At 50.5% G+C, this 16,346-nt stretch carries 13 protein-coding genes; 11 read left to right on the plus strand and 2 right to left on the minus strand.

The genetic code is table 11. The features are described 5' to 3' along the window. The first annotated feature begins 36 nt into the window (after positions 1-36). The 8 genes from xerD (at position 37) to ACVA58_RS14730 (ending at position 10,479) form a co-directional block, all read left to right on the plus strand. Positions 37-933 (plus strand): site-specific tyrosine recombinase XerD, encoded by an 897-nt coding sequence (xerD, locus tag ACVA58_RS14695; protein ID WP_446511190.1) that lies wholly within the window; start codon positions 37-39, stop codon positions 931-933. 175 nt (positions 934-1,108) lie between these two features. Beyond that, positions 1,109-1,831, plus strand: a complete 723-nt coding sequence (gene dsbC, locus ACVA58_RS14700; protein ID WP_446511191.1) for a bifunctional protein-disulfide isomerase/oxidoreductase DsbC — start codon at positions 1,109-1,111, stop codon at positions 1,829-1,831. Positions 1,832-1,990: 159 nt separating this feature from the next. Next, positions 1,991-3,715, plus strand: a complete 1,725-nt coding sequence (recJ, locus tag ACVA58_RS14705) for a single-stranded-DNA-specific exonuclease RecJ (protein ID WP_446511192.1) — start codon at positions 1,991-1,993, stop codon at positions 3,713-3,715. 204 nt (positions 3,716-3,919) lie between these two features. Next, a protein-coding gene (gene prfB / locus ACVA58_RS14710) for a peptide chain release factor 2 (protein ID WP_446511193.1) occupies positions 3,920-5,018 on the plus strand; the annotation gives its coding sequence in 2 pieces (ribosomal slippage) (positions 3,920-3,994 and positions 3,996-5,018; 1,098 coding nt in all). A 33-nt stretch (positions 5,019-5,051) separates the two neighbouring features. Beyond that, positions 5,052-6,560, plus strand: coding sequence for a lysine--tRNA ligase (lysS, locus tag ACVA58_RS14715; protein WP_446504762.1), 1,509 nt, complete (start codon positions 5,052-5,054; stop codon positions 6,558-6,560). 455 nt (positions 6,561-7,015) lie between these two features. Beyond that, entirely contained in the window at positions 7,016-8,299 is a 1,284-nt protein-coding gene (locus ACVA58_RS14720; RefSeq protein ID WP_446511194.1) for a dicarboxylate/amino acid:cation symporter, read from the plus strand. Positions 8,300-8,509: 210 nt separating this feature from the next. After that, positions 8,510-9,841 carry a sigma-54-dependent transcriptional regulator gene (locus ACVA58_RS14725; protein ID WP_446511262.1) on the plus strand — a complete coding sequence of 444 codons (1,332 nt, stop codon included), beginning with the start codon at positions 8,510-8,512 and terminating at the stop codon, positions 9,839-9,841. Positions 9,842-10,230: 389 nt separating this feature from the next. Continuing rightward, positions 10,231-10,479: a hypothetical protein gene (locus ACVA58_RS14730; RefSeq protein ID WP_446511195.1), complete on the plus strand. Its 249-nt coding sequence runs from the start codon at positions 10,231-10,233 to the stop codon at positions 10,477-10,479. A 254-nt stretch (positions 10,480-10,733) separates the two neighbouring features. On the opposite strand, the gene ACVA58_RS14735 is transcribed toward ACVA58_RS14730, so the two are convergent. After that, positions 10,734-11,768 (minus strand): NADP(H)-dependent aldo-keto reductase, encoded by a 1,035-nt coding sequence (locus ACVA58_RS14735; protein WP_446511196.1) that lies wholly within the window; start codon positions 11,766-11,768, stop codon positions 10,734-10,736. Between the two features lie 177 nt (positions 11,769-11,945). Between ACVA58_RS14735 and ACVA58_RS14740 the strand changes: the two genes are divergently transcribed. Continuing rightward, on the plus strand, positions 11,946-12,248 hold the full coding sequence (locus ACVA58_RS14740; RefSeq protein ID WP_446511197.1) for a DUF6482 family protein: 303 nt from the start codon (positions 11,946-11,948) through the stop codon (positions 12,246-12,248). Positions 12,249-12,254: 6 nt separating this feature from the next. On the opposite strand, the gene mutH is transcribed toward ACVA58_RS14740, so the two are convergent. Then, complete coding sequence (gene mutH / locus ACVA58_RS14745) at positions 12,255-12,923, minus strand: DNA mismatch repair endonuclease MutH (protein WP_446511198.1); 669 nt, start codon at positions 12,921-12,923, stop codon at positions 12,255-12,257. A gap of 580 nt (positions 12,924-13,503) precedes the next feature. Between mutH and rppH the strand changes: the two genes are divergently transcribed. Both rppH and ptsP read left to right on the plus strand, forming a co-directional pair. Beyond that, positions 13,504-14,022 carry an RNA pyrophosphohydrolase gene (gene rppH, locus ACVA58_RS14750; protein WP_446511199.1) on the plus strand — a complete coding sequence of 173 codons (519 nt, stop codon included), beginning with the start codon at positions 13,504-13,506 and terminating at the stop codon, positions 14,020-14,022. 27 nt (positions 14,023-14,049) lie between these two features. Continuing rightward, positions 14,050-16,305 carry a phosphoenolpyruvate--protein phosphotransferase gene (gene ptsP, locus ACVA58_RS14755; RefSeq protein WP_446511200.1) on the plus strand — a complete coding sequence of 752 codons (2,256 nt, stop codon included), beginning with the start codon at positions 14,050-14,052 and terminating at the stop codon, positions 16,303-16,305. The last annotated feature ends 41 nt before the right edge of the window (positions 16,306-16,346 follow it).

A 16,346-nucleotide genomic window follows, 5' to 3' on the forward strand; every position in this document is an offset into this window, starting at 1 on the left:
AATAACTATTCCCCCAAAGCGAACACCGAGGTTGTAGTGGAAAACGATGAAGTGATCATCGAGCGGTTTCTCGATGCGATGTGGATGGAGCGGGGCTTGTCTGAAAATACCCTGATGTCATACCGCAATGATCTGAAAAAAATGGAGAGCTGGCTCGACGAGCAAGGGTTAACGCTAGAGCGGGTGTCTACCGATGATCTGCAGCGATATCAGCAGTGGTTGTTCGATGCTGATTATAAACAGACTTCCCGGGCCCGCATGGTGTCGGCGATCCGCCGTTTATTCCAGTATTTGAATCGGGAAAAAATGCGCGATGATGATCCCAGCGCCCTGCTGGTGAGCCCAAGGCTACCTAAGCGCCTGCCCAAGGATATTACAGAAGAGCAGGTCGATGCCCTGCTGTCAGCTCCCGATCCCAACGATCCGATAGAACTGCGTGACAAGGCGATGCTTGAGTTGCTGTATGCCACCGGGTTGCGTGTAACAGAGTTAGTCAGTCTGACCATGGAAAATGTCAGTTTGCGCCAAGGGGTAGTGCGGGTTATCGGTAAAGGTAATAAAGAGCGCCTTGTGCCTATGGGCGAGGATGCGATTGACTGGATTGAACAGTTCCTACAAAGCGGTCGTCCTCAGTTGCTGGGAGAGAAGAGTTCGGATGTGGTATTCCCGAGTAAGCGAGCCAAACAGATGACTCGCCAGACATTCTGGCATCGGATCAAGCACTATGCGGTGAAGGCCGACATTGATGCAGAGACATTGTCCCCCCATGTGATGCGCCATGCGTTTGCTACCCACTTGCTCAATTACGGGGCAGATCTACGAGTGGTGCAGATGCTGCTCGGTCATAGCGATTTATCAACCACCCAGATTTATACCCATGTTGCGACCGAACGACTCAAACAGTTACACGGTGCACACCACCCACGAGCTTGAATCGCGAAAGGCTAACCTGCATCTGGTTGATACTTAGGTATATACTAGAAAGGTGAGATTTTTTGCGGAATGTGAAATTATTTTGCACTATCGGGGTCATATATCCAGTAGTGATGGGGGCTGGCGGCGAGCGCTATAGCCCGGCACGAATTTATTTTTTTAAGGAAAGAGTCGCATGCACTTTTTGGGTCGTACGTTACTTGCAACCGCAGTGGCAATGACTGCCTTTACGGCATCTGCCAAGCCAGATGAGGCGGCAATTACAAGCAAGTTGAGTAATCTGGGGCTGGCGCCGGTTTCTATCAGTGCTTCACCGCTACCTGGACTTAATGAAGTAGTGACTGAACGTGGCATTTTTTATGTGTCCGATGATGGCAGTTACTTTATTCTGGGTAGTCTCTACCAGGCAACCGATGCAGAGCCGATTAACCTGACTGAGCAGAAGATGGCCAAGTTGAACAAGGCCAAGCTACAGGGGATGGAGGACGAAATGATCGTCTATCCGGCCAAAGATGAAAAATACGTGGTGACGGTCTTTACCGATACCAGCTGTGGTTATTGTCGTAAGCTGCATAGTGAAATGCAGGCCTACAATGATGCGGGTATCACTATTCGCTATTTGGCCTTCCCTCGTGGTGGTGAGCGTTCGCGTAACTTCGGTGAGATGAGTGCTATCTGGGGAGCAAAAGATCCGGCCAAGGCGATGGATCAGGCCAAAGACGGCACCTTTAACCCTGCCGGTGTTGAGCCTCAGGGCGACTTGATCAATAAACATTACCAGCTTGGTGTTGCAATGGGCGTTTCCGGTACACCGGCGATGATCCTGGAAGATGGCACTATGCTGCCGGGCTACCAGCCCGCGCAGATGTTACGCCAGATGCTGGATAACCGCGGTTAAAAAGACATACACCCAGTGACTTGGATACAAAGCCCCGGCCAAGCCTGGGGCTTTTTTACACGTCGAATTCTGTTGCCCGCTCTTGTTCTGCGCCTATAATGGCTTGAGGCGCATATGCCCAAGTAACCTTAACTTATCTCCTGCCTATAGACTGACCCGATGATTGAAATTAAACGCCGTCCAGAAGCCGATACCAGCCAGTTTACCGACTCAACTCCGCCTATCTTGCAGCGGATCTATGCTGCTCGAGGTATTACCAGCGAAGCCGACTTGGAACGTGGGGTACGCGGGCTGCTGGGTTATAACCAGCTGTACGGTATTGCCCCTGCAGTGGCATTGCTCAAGCAGGCATTGGCCGAGCAGCGCCGGATCATCGTGGTCGGTGATTTTGATGCTGATGGTGCGACAAGCTCGGCGTTGTCAGTGCTGGCATTGCGGATGTTAGGCAGCCGTAATGTCGACTACCTTGTCCCCAACCGCTTTGACGATGGCTACGGTTTGAGCCCGGAAGTGGTTGAGCAGGCTGCCGCACGTGGTGCCGAGATGATCATGACGGTCGATAACGGCGTCTCTTCGATATCGGGTGTCGCGGCGGCGAAAGAGCGGGGCATCCAAGTGCTGGTGACCGACCATCACTTACCCGGAGATGTATTGCCGGAAGCGGATGCCATCGTGAACCCCAATCTGCATGAGTGTAATTTTCCGTCCAAGGCATTATGTGGGGTAGGGGTTGCCTTCTACCTGATGTTGGCCGTGCGTGCGTCGCTGCGTGAGGAAAACTGGTTTGCCGAGCAGGGGCTACCTGAGCCTAATTTGGCCGAGTTACTGGACTTGGTGGCACTGGGCACCGTGGCCGATGTGGTGGCCTTGGATGGTAATAATCGTATTTTGGTCCATCAGGGCTTGCAACGTATTCGGGCTGGTAAATGTCGGCCGGGGATCCGTGCTCTGATTGAAGTCGCCAATCGCGATCCAGCCCGATTAGTTGCTACGGACTTGGGCTTTGCCCTTGGCCCGAGGATCAATGCGGCGGGACGCTTGGATGATATGTCATTCGGGGTGGAGTTATTGCTGTGTGACAATATTCAAGCAGCACGCAGAATGGCCACCGAGCTGGATGCATTGAATCAGACCCGCAAAGAAATTGAGCACGGAATGAAAGAAGAGGCGGTGGCGATTTGCGAGCGCCTTAAGTTTAATAAGCAGGATATGCCATACGGTTTGTCATTGTTCCAGCGTGACTGGCACCAAGGTGTGATCGGGATCCTTGCCTCGCGTATCAAGGAGCAGTATCACCGCCCAGTGATTGCCTTTGCTGACGCCGGCAACGGTGAAATCAAAGGGTCGTGCCGTTCGGTCCCTGGTTTGCATATGCGCGATGTGTTGGATCTTATCGATACCCAAAATCCAGGCATGATCCTCAAGTTCGGTGGCCATGCTATGGCGGCAGGACTGACCATTCCAGAGGCGCAATTGGATGCGTTTAACCAAGCTTTTGACAAAGCGGTACGTGCTGAGCTCGACGAAGATGCATTGCGCGGCGTATTGCTGAGCGATGGTGAATTGATGCCGCAAGAGCTTAATTTGCAGACGGCGGAAATCTTGCGGGCTGGCGGCCCGTGGGGCCAGCAGTTCCCCGAGCCAATGTTTGATGGCCGCTTCCGCTTGCTGCACCAAAAGCTGGTGGGCAGTAAGCACCTCAAGATGATGCTCGAACCATTGGCTGGTGGCAGCGTGATTGATGCTATCGCCTTCAATGTTGATGTTCGCCGCTGGCCGGATGCCTCGGTTCAGCAGGTAGCGTTGGCATATCGACTGGATGTCAACGAGTTCCGTGGTAACCGCAGCGCCCAGCTATTGGTTGAGCATATCGCTGCGCTTTAGGTTGCGCTAACCGGCAAAAAATAACCTGTCGTTATCTCGGTTACAGAGAGGCAAGGCGAAATGTGGCCTCTCTGAGACAGACGGTGTTTTTGTGATCGGGTTAAAAAAATAAATTCGCCGATTCCCTTCCCTTTCCACTGTATATTCTATCTACAATTCGATAGAATCCTCCGGTTATGTCCATTTCGGCTATGAAGAGTGGCAATGTTCGAGATTAATCCTATTAAAAACCGACTTGAGGATGTATCAGCACGTACTGATGTCCTTAGGGGGTACCTTTGACTATGATGCCAAGAAAGAGCATCTAGAAGAGGTCAATGCAGAGTTAGAGCAACCTGATGTATGGAACGAACCCGATCGCGCGCAGGCGCTGGGCAAAGAGCGTTCATCATTAGAAGCGATTGTTGATACGATCGATCAGCTGGACCAAGGCGTGGAAGACGTCGAAGGTTTGCTTGAGCTGGCGATTGAAGAAGAAGACCAAGAGACATTTGACGAGATTGAACCAGAACTCGCTGAGCTAGAAAGTAAACTGGCCAAGCTTGAGTTCCGTCGCATGTTCTCTGGCGATCACGATGGCTCAGATTGCTATATCGATCTACAGGCAGGTTCCGGTGGTACCGAGGCACAGGACTGGACGTCTATGATGCTGCGTATGTACCTGCGCTGGGCAGATGCCAAGGGCTTCAAAACAGAAGTTATCGAAGTATCTGAAGGCGATGTGGCTGGCCTTAAATCGGCGACTGTCCGTATTAGCGGTGAGTATGCTTACGGCTGGCTACGAACTGAAACCGGTGTTCACCGCTTGGTGCGTAAGTCACCATTTGACTCCGGCGGCCGCCGTCATACGTCTTTCTCATCGGCATTTATTTACCCGGAAGTGGATGACAATATTGATATTGAGATCAACCCATCTGATCTACGTATCGATGTTTACCGAGCTTCGGGCGCAGGTGGTCAGCACGTAAACACCACCGAGTCGGCAGTACGTATTACTCACGTGCCGACCAATACCGTGGTGCAGTGTCAGAATGACCGCTCTCAGCACAAGAACAAAGATCAGGCGATGAAGCAGTTGAAAGCGAAACTGTTCGAGCTTGAGATGCAGAGACAAAATGCTGAGAAGCAAGCCAATGAAGACTCAAAGTCTGACATTGGTTGGGGTAGCCAGATCCGCTCTTATGTGCTGGATGACTCCCGTATTAAAGATTTACGTACCGGGGTGGAAAATCGTAACACCCAGGCCGTACTTGACGGCGATTTAGACCGTTTTATTGAAGCCAGCCTGAAATCAGGTCTGTAACCGACTCCGGTTAAAACATTTAAGGGTTAACCCATGACTGATCAATTACAAGATGAGAATAAGCTGATTGCTGAACGTCGCGCGAAATTGGATAAGATCCGCGAAAACTGCAAGGCAAACGGCCACCCAAATGATTTCCGTCGCGATAGCCTAGCGGCAGATCTGCAGGCTAAATACGGCGAACTAACTAAAGAAGAGCTTGCTGAAGCGGGTAACGTAGTGGCGATTGCTGGCCGTGTAATGGCTAAGCGTGGTCCTTTCCTTGCGATTCAAGACGTTTCTGGCCGTGTTCAGGCTTACGCTGACAAGAACGTTCAGAAAGAGCTGAAAGAAAAATACTCAGGTCTGGATATCGGTGACATCATCGGTGTTAAAGGCGCCCTGCATAAATCAGGCAAAGGTGACCTTTACGTTAACATGGATGAGTACGAGCTGCTGACTAAAGCACTGCGTCCTCTACCGGAGAAATTCCATGGCCTGACCGATCAGGAAATGCGCTACCGCCAGCGTTACGTTGACCTTATCGTCAACGACGACTCGCGTAATGCGTTCATTATCCGCTCGAAGTTGGTAGCAGCTATCCGTAACTTCATGATGTCTAAGGACTACCTTGAAGTTGAAACGCCAATGATGCATGTGATCCCTGGTGGTGCGACAGCACGTCCGTTTATCACCCGCCATAATGCGTTGGACATCGACATGTACCTGCGCGTGGCACCTGAGCTGTACCTAAAACGTTTGGTTGTGGGTGGTTTTGATCGTGTATTCGAAATCAACCGTAACTTCCGTAACGAAGGTCTATCGCCGCGTCACAACCCAGAATTCACCATGATGGAATTCTACCAGGCTTACGCAGACTACAAAGATCTGATGGATCTGACGGAAGAGATGCTAAGTACGGTTGCGATGGAAGTACTGGGTTCAACGGCGATGCCTTACGGTGACGAGACGGTTGAATTCGGCGGTACCTACACGCGTATGAGCATGTTTGAAGCGATCAAGCACTACAACCCGAACCATGAGCAAATCCAGGCGCTGACAGAAGAAGATCTGCAGAACCGCGAGCTAATGGTTTCTATTGCCAAGTCTGTTCACGTTGAAGTGGAAGATTTCTGGACATGTGGTCAGTTGCTAGAGGAGATCTTTGGTGAAACGGCTGAGCCGAAGCTGATCCAGCCAACGTTCATTACGGGCTACCCGGCAGATATCTCGCCATTGGCACGTCGTAGCGATGATAACCCGTTCTTCACTGACCGCTTTGAGTTTTTCATTGGTGGCCGTGAAGTGGCTAATGGTTTCTCTGAGCTTAACGATGCTGAAGATCAAGACGCACGTTTCAAGGCACAGGTTGAAGCGAAAGATGCCGGTGATGACGAAGCCATGTTCTACGATGCTGACTACATTACAGCGTTGGAGCACGGCCTTCCACCAACAGCGGGCCAAGGCATCGGTATCGACCGTCTGGCAATGCTGTTCACCAACACTCACACTATCCGTGACGTCCTTCTGTTCCCGGCAATGCGCCCACAGAACAACGACTAATCCACGCTGATTGTGAATGATGAAAGCCACCTCAGGGTGGCTTTTTTATTGGCTAATCAAAAGCAATCCAAGGGCCTTTCTGATTGGGATCAGAAAGGCCTTTTTAATAGTTTCCAATAATGAATTTGGTTACAAAATATTCGTATAATGGAATTGTGAGTGTGATAAAGGACGCATTTTCCGTAATTGACAATCTTGTATGTAACCCCATATATCGCCAAACTTTGTGCTATTGATGGTGTGAATAAGTTACCGTTCTGCATGGGTTTTAGTGTTTTATTTTGCGTTTAAAGCTTAATGTTAGTGATTAATAATATGTTTCAACTGTAGATAAATTGTAAAAATTGTTCTTTTAAGTTTGTGTTGGCTGTGTAAAATGACGCCCAATCTCGTGATGGACAGCGGGAATGGGAACTAAATATAGTTTTTAAAGCACAACAGACTGGAGATGGACGATGAAGAAATCGCTATCAGGAAAGATATTTGCAGGCTTATTTGCCGGCCTGATCATCGGTACGGCAATACAGTACCTGTTTAACGGCGTGACCTTGATGGATACTTATGTGCTCGGCTTGGCAGAAGGTGCTGGCGGCATGTTTGTCTCGTTGATCAAGCTATTGGTTGTTCCTTTGGTGTATGTTTCGATTGTTTGCGGCATCGTTGAACTGAAAGACATTACCGCGTTTGGTCGCCTTGGTGGTAAAACCTTTGCCCTTTACATTATCAATACCATCATCGCCATCACCGCAGCCTTAACGGTTGGGATGATTTTCCAACCGGGCGCTGATGCCAATTTGGCCGGTACCGTGTCGGAAGCCGTTGAACTGACGACGACAGAAACCCCGGATATATTCTCGCTGATTGTAAACATCGTACCAAGTAACCCGGTGCAGGCATTTGCCAATGGCGATATGCTGCAGATCATCTTCATGGCGATCCTGACTGGCCTGGCGATTCAGGCGTTGGATACCCGAGGTGGCCCTGCCATCAAGACCTTCAAAATGGCCAATGAGATCATGATGAAGCTGGTTGGTCTGGTGATGAGCTTGGCGCCATTCGGTGTGTTTGCCCTGATGATCCAACTGGGTGCCACTTTGGATGCCAACACCTTGATGTCTGTAGCCGGTTATGTGGCCTTGGTTGTCTCGATGTTGGTGTTCTGGATTTTCTTCTTCTACCCAATGATGGTGGGCCTGGCAACCGGTATCAAGCCGAGTGAGTTTCTACGCCATACTCGCGAACAGATCCTGTTCTCGCTATCAACTGCGAGCTCGAATGCAACGATTCCTGTGACTATGCGTACCCTGACTGACAAAATTGGTGTGTCTAAATCTGTGGCTGGCTTTGGTGTTCCATTGGGGGCAACCATGAATATGTCTGGTGTATCTATCTACATTGCCCTAGCAACCCTGTTCGTGGCCAATGCTTTCGGCCAGCCAATCAACAGTGCAGATATCTTTACCTTGGGTCTGACTATCCTGCTGCTCTCTATCGGTGCCGGTGGTGTACCGGGTGGTGGTGTGGTGATGGTAGGTGTATTGTTGCACCAACTGGGCTTGCCACCAGAAGGTTTGGCAATCATTGCAGCTGTTGACCGTATCAATGATATGTTCTGCACCAGCTCGAACGTCGTCGGTGACACGGCAGTCAATACCATTGTGGCTAAGTCAGAAAATGAAATCGGTACCGCCGTTGAAACCGATTTAGAGTCTCAGCCTGAGCGAGTTACGGTGAGTTAACGTTAGGTCTTAATGGGATGAAATATGAAAGCGCCTTCGGGCGCTTTTTTTATTTGCGTCTAAAATTTCTTTCAATCGCCAGACTTAGCTACAATTTTAATATTAAATTAATTGCGCATTAATTGAATTGTATTAGCTGGTTGGGTACAGACTATGTCTGAAATGGCACCTCAGCCGATGAAGGATGCTCTGGCCGAGAAGGTATCGCGGATGAAAAGAACAAAGGGAAACAGTTCAGTCTTGGGGACATTGGTGATTTTAGGTGGGGGGACTCCGACCTGGATAAAGGTACTGGAGAAAGCGGGCTGGGCTTGCCATCGCTGCTACGATCTCCGTGCTGCCGAATCGCTGATGTTGGAAATCGGCCCCTGTATTGGCGTGGTCGATCTCACCCGGGACGACTTTAGTCTGCAAGGGGTGGCAGGGCTGGTTAACCGCAACAAGCAGGTACGCTGGCTGGCACTGGTTCAAGAGCGCCAACTTGGGCATGACTCTATTTGCCAGTTCATCGTTAACTTCTGTATCGATTACTTCACCGATCCGGTGCCTGAATCCCAGTTACTCGGTACCATCGGTCATCAGCTAGGTATGCTCCAACTGGAGCATCGGGTGTGGCCACAACTGGGGGTTTTCGGTCAGTCAGGCTTGCAGGGAGAGCAGGCGGCGATGAAAAAGCTTCGTCATCATGTCAAAAGGATTGCGATGGCAGATGTACCCGTTTTGGTTCAGGGAGAAATAGGTTCCGGCAAGGAACTGGTTGCCCAGGCCATCCACCAAGCGTCGACCCGTGGCAAGGGGGCGTTTGTAAGTGTGAATTGTGAATCACTAACAGAGAGCTGGATGGCAGAGCTCGCGATCGGTAAACCTCCTCAGTGCTGCTTGGAAGCTGCGGATAGCGGGGTGTTGTTTCTTGATGAAATTACCCAGCTTGACCTTTCGCGCCAGCAGGAATTGGTCCGCTTGTTACAAGACGAAACCTTTACGACTGAGTCAGGCCGGAAAGTGGTGACGGATACTCGGGTGATAGTCTCAACCCGCTATTCGCAAGAAGAGCTTTTGGAGTCAGGCTTGCTCAGTGAGGAGCTGTATTTTCGGCTGAATGCGTTGGGTGTGATGGTACCTGCACTCCGTGAGCGGGGAGAGGATATCGTGCTGTTGGCGGAGTTTTTTATGTTGAAATTTGCCCGCCAGTATAACAGCCCGGTCAAGCATCTATCATCGGAAGCTGGCCAGTTACTGGTGAGTTATTCTTGGCCTGGAAATGTTAGGGAACTGATAGGCCATATTAAGCGAGCAATTTTGTTGGCTGACGATAAAGTATTGCAAGCTGATCATCTTGATCTGCCAAGAGTGGTGGATAAGCAAAGCCTAAAGAAAATCCGGGCAGAATCGGAGCGTGGGGCAATATTGACGGTACTCGAAAACAATAAAGGACAGATTTCAGCTGCTGCTAGGGAGCTGGGGGTGTCGAGAGCCACCATGTACCGATTACTTAACAAGCATGATCTGGTGCCACCGCCTAAGCACTTCCGCCAAAGTTGATATTGGTTGCATTGCCTGGTGCCCTGCGCGATGGTGGTGAATTATTCACCAAATTCTCACAGACTAGGCAATAACACAGAGTATTGTTGTTTTTATCGTCGAGGTTGGGGTTAGCTGGTTGTTTTGTATTCATGAGTTGTTACAATAACCCCATATTTCACATCTTCATAACTTATTACCGGAGGAACTGATATGCCAATTATTGTCATGATGTCGTACACCTGTTCATTCGGTGATACCTGCATCAAACCTAATCAATAACGGCAATCCGCTGTGTAAATGGGCCGCGGATTTCTGTCGCGGCTAGTTAAGTTTTTACTTATGTTGTCAGCCTGAACGGCAGGATCTGTGTCCCTCCAACTATCTGTAATTATTTGGAGAGTACAATTATGCGCCAATCAGTATATCTACGCCTTGCAGTCTTTCTTGTCCAACTCGATGTAAAACGCGAGGATGCCCAGTGGCGGCGAGAACACCGTCGTGTTCAGGTCCACCTGCCGTACCATCTTTCGGCTTATTTACTGAAAGATATCGGCATCGATGAAGAGCGGCGTATTGCCCCGCATCTACTGAGCACCTCTGCTAGTCGTAAGGTTCGCCATTTGAGACGGGAGTACAAATCTAGACTCGTGACGTAATGCCTCCCTCCGTAAAACGCTTGCGGAGGGAGGAAAATATGACGAACTGTTAGCCACAGGTATAGACCGTCATGGCTTGTAACATTTACCAACGCTTTGCGACGAATGCTCCCTAGAGCAAGGGTGGAAGCTTAGGTAAAGTAGCCGGGCATCAACAAAGGTGTCTACCTAAGTTGGTTGAGCTAATGTTTTTTGGCCCCCGTATTACGGGGGCTTTTTTTTGCCTGCGATTTGCTGGTGGGGTTATTGGCAAGTTATGGACAAGGGTTGGAATACTGAATGCCGACTTCTTGCAGATCCTGCAGCACCTCTTCACTTAGTTCGACATCTAGGCTGTCGATGTTCTCGTTAAGTTGTCCGAGCGTGGTGGCACCGATGATATTGCTGGCGACAAAGGGGCGTTGGTTGACGAAAGCCAGTGCCATCTGGGCTGGGTTCAAACCATGCTTGCGGGCAATATGTATGTAGGCTTCGGTCGCAGCAATGCCTTGCGGCTTGAAGTAACGCGAAAAACGCTCGAATAAGCTGCAGCGGGCTCCTTCCGGACGGGCACCATCGAGGTATTTTCCACTGAGGGTTCCGAATGCAAGTGGTGAGTAGGCCAGCAACTCGACCCCTTCATGGTGGCTGATCTCGGACAAACCGACTTCGAAGCTGCGGTTGAGCAGGTTGTAGGGGTTTTGGATGGTGACCACCCGTGGCAAGTTATGCTTTTCGGCCAGACGCAAAAATGACATGACGCCCCAGGGGGTCTCATTGGATAGGCCGATATAGCGGATTTTTCCGGCCCTAACCAGTTCGGCCAACGCTTCCAGCGAGTCTGTCAGAGTAACGCCGGAATGATCTTCTTGGTATTGATAGTTGAGCTGGCCGAAGCAGTTAGTCTCACGTTGTGGCCAGTGCAGTTGGTACAGATCGATATAGTCGGTTTGCAACCGATTGAGGCTGGCTTCAACAGCGTCATGGATATTTCGCCTGTCGAGGGTCATGTCCGGTCGGACATAAGGTAAATTTCGGGGCCCAGCCACCTTGGTCGCGAGGATCACTTTGTCACGCTGGCCGGTTTTTTTTAGCCAGCTACCAATATAGGTTTCGGTGAGTCCTTGGCTTTGTGCGTTGGGCGGAACAGGGTACATCTCGGCGGTATCAATGAAGTTAATCCCGCGTTCAAAGGCCAAATCAAGCTGGCTATGTGCCTCTTGTTCGCTGTTTTGCTCTCCGAAGGTCATAGTGCCGAGGCAGATTTTGCTGACCTCAAGGCTCGAGTGGGGGATCTTGTGGTATTTCATTAGCCCTCCTTGGACTGAGCAGATGTTCTGTCTTCGACTATAGCGCGAGTTTTATAGTGTGAGAAGTCCCACAACACCTCGGCTGGTCTCTACCTTGGCCTTGCTGGGTTAGGGATTGTGACCAATAGTTAGGTATTGTCGAAATTGGTAATGCAGAGTAACGCTGGGGGAGGTGCGATGAAGCTGTCACAACTGAAACACTGGACTAAAGCGGGAGGCGGAGCTATTCCTGCTTGTATTTTGACAAGTTATGCAGGGTGTTCTGATTACTTGATCGAAGTGGAATACAAGCATCACTTGGAGCCGCTTAAGACCGAGAGCGGGGACATGGTCAAGTTCCAGTCCATCGAACAGGTGAGGGAGTTGTTGCGGCCACTGGGGATCACCAGCGTGACGTTGAGGGTCATTGATCCCTATGATGAATTTTCGCCTGACGGGCAGCTGAGTAATTGCCGTGAGGATATGACGATTGCGCTTTAACCCTGGCTAAAGGATAAAGTACTTTTCCAGCAGGCTGGCGGTAAACTGGGTCTTGAGGTAAAACCCTCTTGGCAGGGTTTTGATCGGCTGGCCATTTGCACCGTATGCTTCGGTCTGTGCTTTGCTGTTGGCTGCTTTAGGGCGCAATTGAAGTACTTCACCGTGGCGTGCGGTGATCTGCTCAACTTGGCCGAGTACGATCATATCCATCAGCTCCTCCCAGTCCTGCCTGAGCTGCTGCTCCTCTTCTGGCGAAGGACTCCACAGTAGCGGGGAGCCGACATGGCGATCGGCAAGGGGAATGTCTCGCTCTCCCTCTACCGGGACCCAAAGCACCCGTGCGAGCTTATGGCGGATATGGCTGTTTTCCCAGCATAGGCCATGCAGCCCTATCAGTGGGGCAACACAGACGAAGGTTGTTTCCAGCGGTTTGCCGTGGTAGCCCACAGGAATGGTCTTGAGCTCAATACCCAGTTCGGTGAAATCAGGTACCGGTTTGCTACCGGCGCTGGCGCCGAGGTGCCATTCCAGCAATTGTCCCACCCAGCCCTTGTCACGACGTAGATCCGGCGGGACGGCAATATTGGCGATCTGTGCTAGTTCACCGAGAGTCATTCCGGCGAGAGCGTTGGCACGAATCAAAAGTTCCTGTTCAGTCTTCGGGGTGGGTTGCATGATATTTACCTTCTTTGTGACTGGTGATCCTATCATAGCCGCCGTGGAGGATCCTATTACCCAGTTATCCACAGGGTTAATGGGGGAAAAAGTTTCTTCTTGCCTGTCTGTGCATTTATACAGGTGTTGGTTGGTAATTTAATCAGTTTGGTGGTGCTTTTTTGAGTGATTGGTGTTTTTTGGTGTGGATAAAATGATGATTGGTTGATCTTTGACCGATCTAATCCGGAGGGAAAAAAGATCGAGCCATAAAAGCTGTTAAGAGTTGGCTTTTTGATTTTTACTTTATGTTTATTAAGGTTTTTATTTTAACGTCTAGTCGTGGTTTTTATTGAATATTAGCCATGAAGTAGAGAGTAAGCTTCTAGACTGACGGTTTCTTCACAAATCTATCCACAGAAAACGTGTATAAATGTGGGCTATGTCTCATTGGGGTGTTCATAAAGTATCCGGACACTAAAAGTTATCCAGATAATGAGGCTTGGCTAGGAAAATAGACGGATAAATAACAATGTTTGTTTACCCGTTGGGTTGTCTGTGAAAAAATCACTATTAATAGAGATTTAATTGAGGTCGTCCAGTGATTGATGGCGATGGGTACCGCCCTAATGTGGGTATTGTGATCTGTAATAGCCATGGCCAAGTATTCTGGGCTCGACGATATGGACAACATTCTTGGCAGTTTCCGCAAGGTGGGATTGATGAAGGGGAAACCCCTGAGCAAGCCATGTTCCGGGAATTATACGAGGAAGTAGGGCTAACCAAGAAGGATGTACGAATTGTGGCGTCAAGCCGCCACTGGCTTCGTTACAAGTTACCCAAGCGCTTGGTGCGCTGGGATTCCAAGCCGGTTTGTATCGGGCAAAAGCAGAAATGGTTTCTGCTCAGTCTAGAGTGCGATGAGTCAAAGGTGAATATGCAACGTGGCACTACGCCAGAGTTCGATGGTTGGCGCTGGGTCAGCTATTGGTATCCGGTGCGTCAGGTTGTGTCTTTCAAGCGAGATGTTTATCGCAGAGCATTAAAAGAATTTGCGGCCATAGCCATGCCTTTTAAAGAGCGTAAAGAACGAAAAAAGCGCCGGGGCAAGCGCGGCTAGGGTTATTGGTAGGGAGCGGGGCGGATTATGCTGACGCAACTAAGAGAAATTGTTGAAAAGGTGGCGACGGCCCCGAGTCTGCTTGATGCCCTTGAACAACTAGTGATCAGTACGTGTAAGGCGATGAAGACCGAGTGCTGCTCGGTATACATTGCCGATCACCAACGCCAGCGCTTTACTTTGATGGCGACCAAGGGGCTTAAAAAGCCCCACCGTCATGTCGGTTTGCCTTTTGGTAAGGGGTTGGTTGGTTTGGTTGCCGACCGTGCTGAGCCAATAAATGTTGCCGATGCCCGGCACCACCCTCATTTCAAACATCTTCCCGGGATCGGGGAAGAATCTTTCAGTTCGTTTTTTGGTACGCCAATTATCCATCAGCGCCAAGTGCTCGGGGTATTGGTGATCCAGCAGCGTGAACAGCGCGAGTTCAACGAAAGCGAAGAGTCCTTCATGGTCACGCTGGCTGCGCAGTTGGCCGTATTGCTGGCCCATGCCAAGGCGCAGGGAATGTGGCCGGATCAACATAACGGTTTGCACTTGGTGGGGTCGGCGGCGTCAACCGGGGTCGCGGTTGCCCGTGCCTGGTGGGATGATAACCAGCCGCGGCTTGAGTTGGTGGCACCGGCTTCTTGCTTGGATCGGGATGCTGAACAAGAACGCCTGAGTATTGCTATTGAACTGGCAAGTGCGGAGTTTCGTCGCCTGCGCAAGCGTTTCGACAGTGAACTGCACAAGGAAACGTTGGCGATTTTCGACTTGTTCAGTCATTTGCTCAATGATCCTATGTTGCGTAAGGATCTGTTCCGTAAAATCGCTGGCGGAGACTTGGCTGAGTGGGCGATCCGCCAGGTAGTGGAAACCTACTCTGCCCGCTTCTCCAATATGGAAGATGCCTACCTCAAAGAGCGAGCACACGATATCCGCGAGCTCGGCCAGCGGTTGTTGTACTTTTTGGCCAACGAGAAAGCCACTGAGCACTCTTGGGATGAGCCAGTAGTCCTGCTGACCCGTGAATTGACCGCGGCTATGCTGGCTAGCGTCCCGCGCGACAAGCTGGCGGCGGTGGTTTCCCAGGAAGGGGCCGCGAACTCTCATGCAGCGATTCTTTCCCGGGCGCTGGGGATCCCTGCTGTGATGGGGGTCGATTTTGTCCCGGAAAAAATTCATAACAGCCAAGTCATTGTTGATGGTTACCGTGGTGATCTGCTGGTCAATCCCAATCGTCATGTACTGGCTGAATACCTGCGCTTGCAGAAAGAAGAGCAGGAATTGGCCGAAGTCGTCGAAACCGGGCTGGATAAGCCCGCGGCGACGCTTGACGATGAACGTATCAATATTTTCCTCAATGCAGGGCTGAGTGCCGATACCAGTATAGCGGTCAACCGCGGAGTTGACGGTGTCGGTTTATACCGTACCGAGGTTCCTTTTTTGCTGCAACGCAGCTTTCCGTCGGAAGAAGAACAAACTCAGCAGTACCAATCTATTCTCAAAACCTATGGCGGCAAACCCGTGGTCATGCGTACGCTGGATATCGGCGGTGATAAACCGCTACCTTACCTGGCCATTGAGGAGGATAACCCCTTCTTGGGTTGGCGTGGGATCCGTTTTACCCTTGACCATCCAGAGATTTTCTTGATTCAGGTTCGGGCGATGCTGAAAGCCAGTATCGGGCATGACAACATGGATATCCTGTTGCCGATGATCTCCGGTATTGCTGAGCTGGACGATTCGTTAGCCTTAATTGAGCGGGCCTATACCGAGGTGGCTAAAACGGCGGCTGAGCAGGGATATGTATTGCGCCGACCTCGGATCGGGATCATGATTGAAGTTCCCTCTATCCTATACCAGCTACCAGCGTTGAAAGGGCGGGTGGATTATATTTCGGTTGGTAGCAATGACTTAACTCAGTATTTGTTGGCGGTTGACCGGAACAATTCACGGGTTGCGGGTGTCTATGATGCGCTGCACCCAGCCGTTATCCATGCGCTTAAGCATATTATCGATGTCAGCCAGCAGCTTGAACTGCCGGTCAGTGTGTGTGGTGAGTTAGCCGGTGACCCTATTGGTGCCTTGCTGCTGGTGGGGATGGGTTATCGCTCGCTCAGCATGAATACCCGTAACGTAGCAAAGATAAAATACATGCTGCGTCACGTGTCGGTCAGCGACATGGAACAATTGGCGGATTTCGCCCTGTCGGCGACCTATGCCGATGAGGTCCGGCGTAATACCATTGAGTTTGTTGATGGCCATGGCTTGGGTGGGTTCATTCGTGCTGGTAAGTAAATTCATTGTTTTAGTTGGTTGGTATAACCGTTTTAGTTGGT

The sequence above is a fragment of the Photobacterium sp. DNB22_13_2 genome (assembly GCF_052873915.1).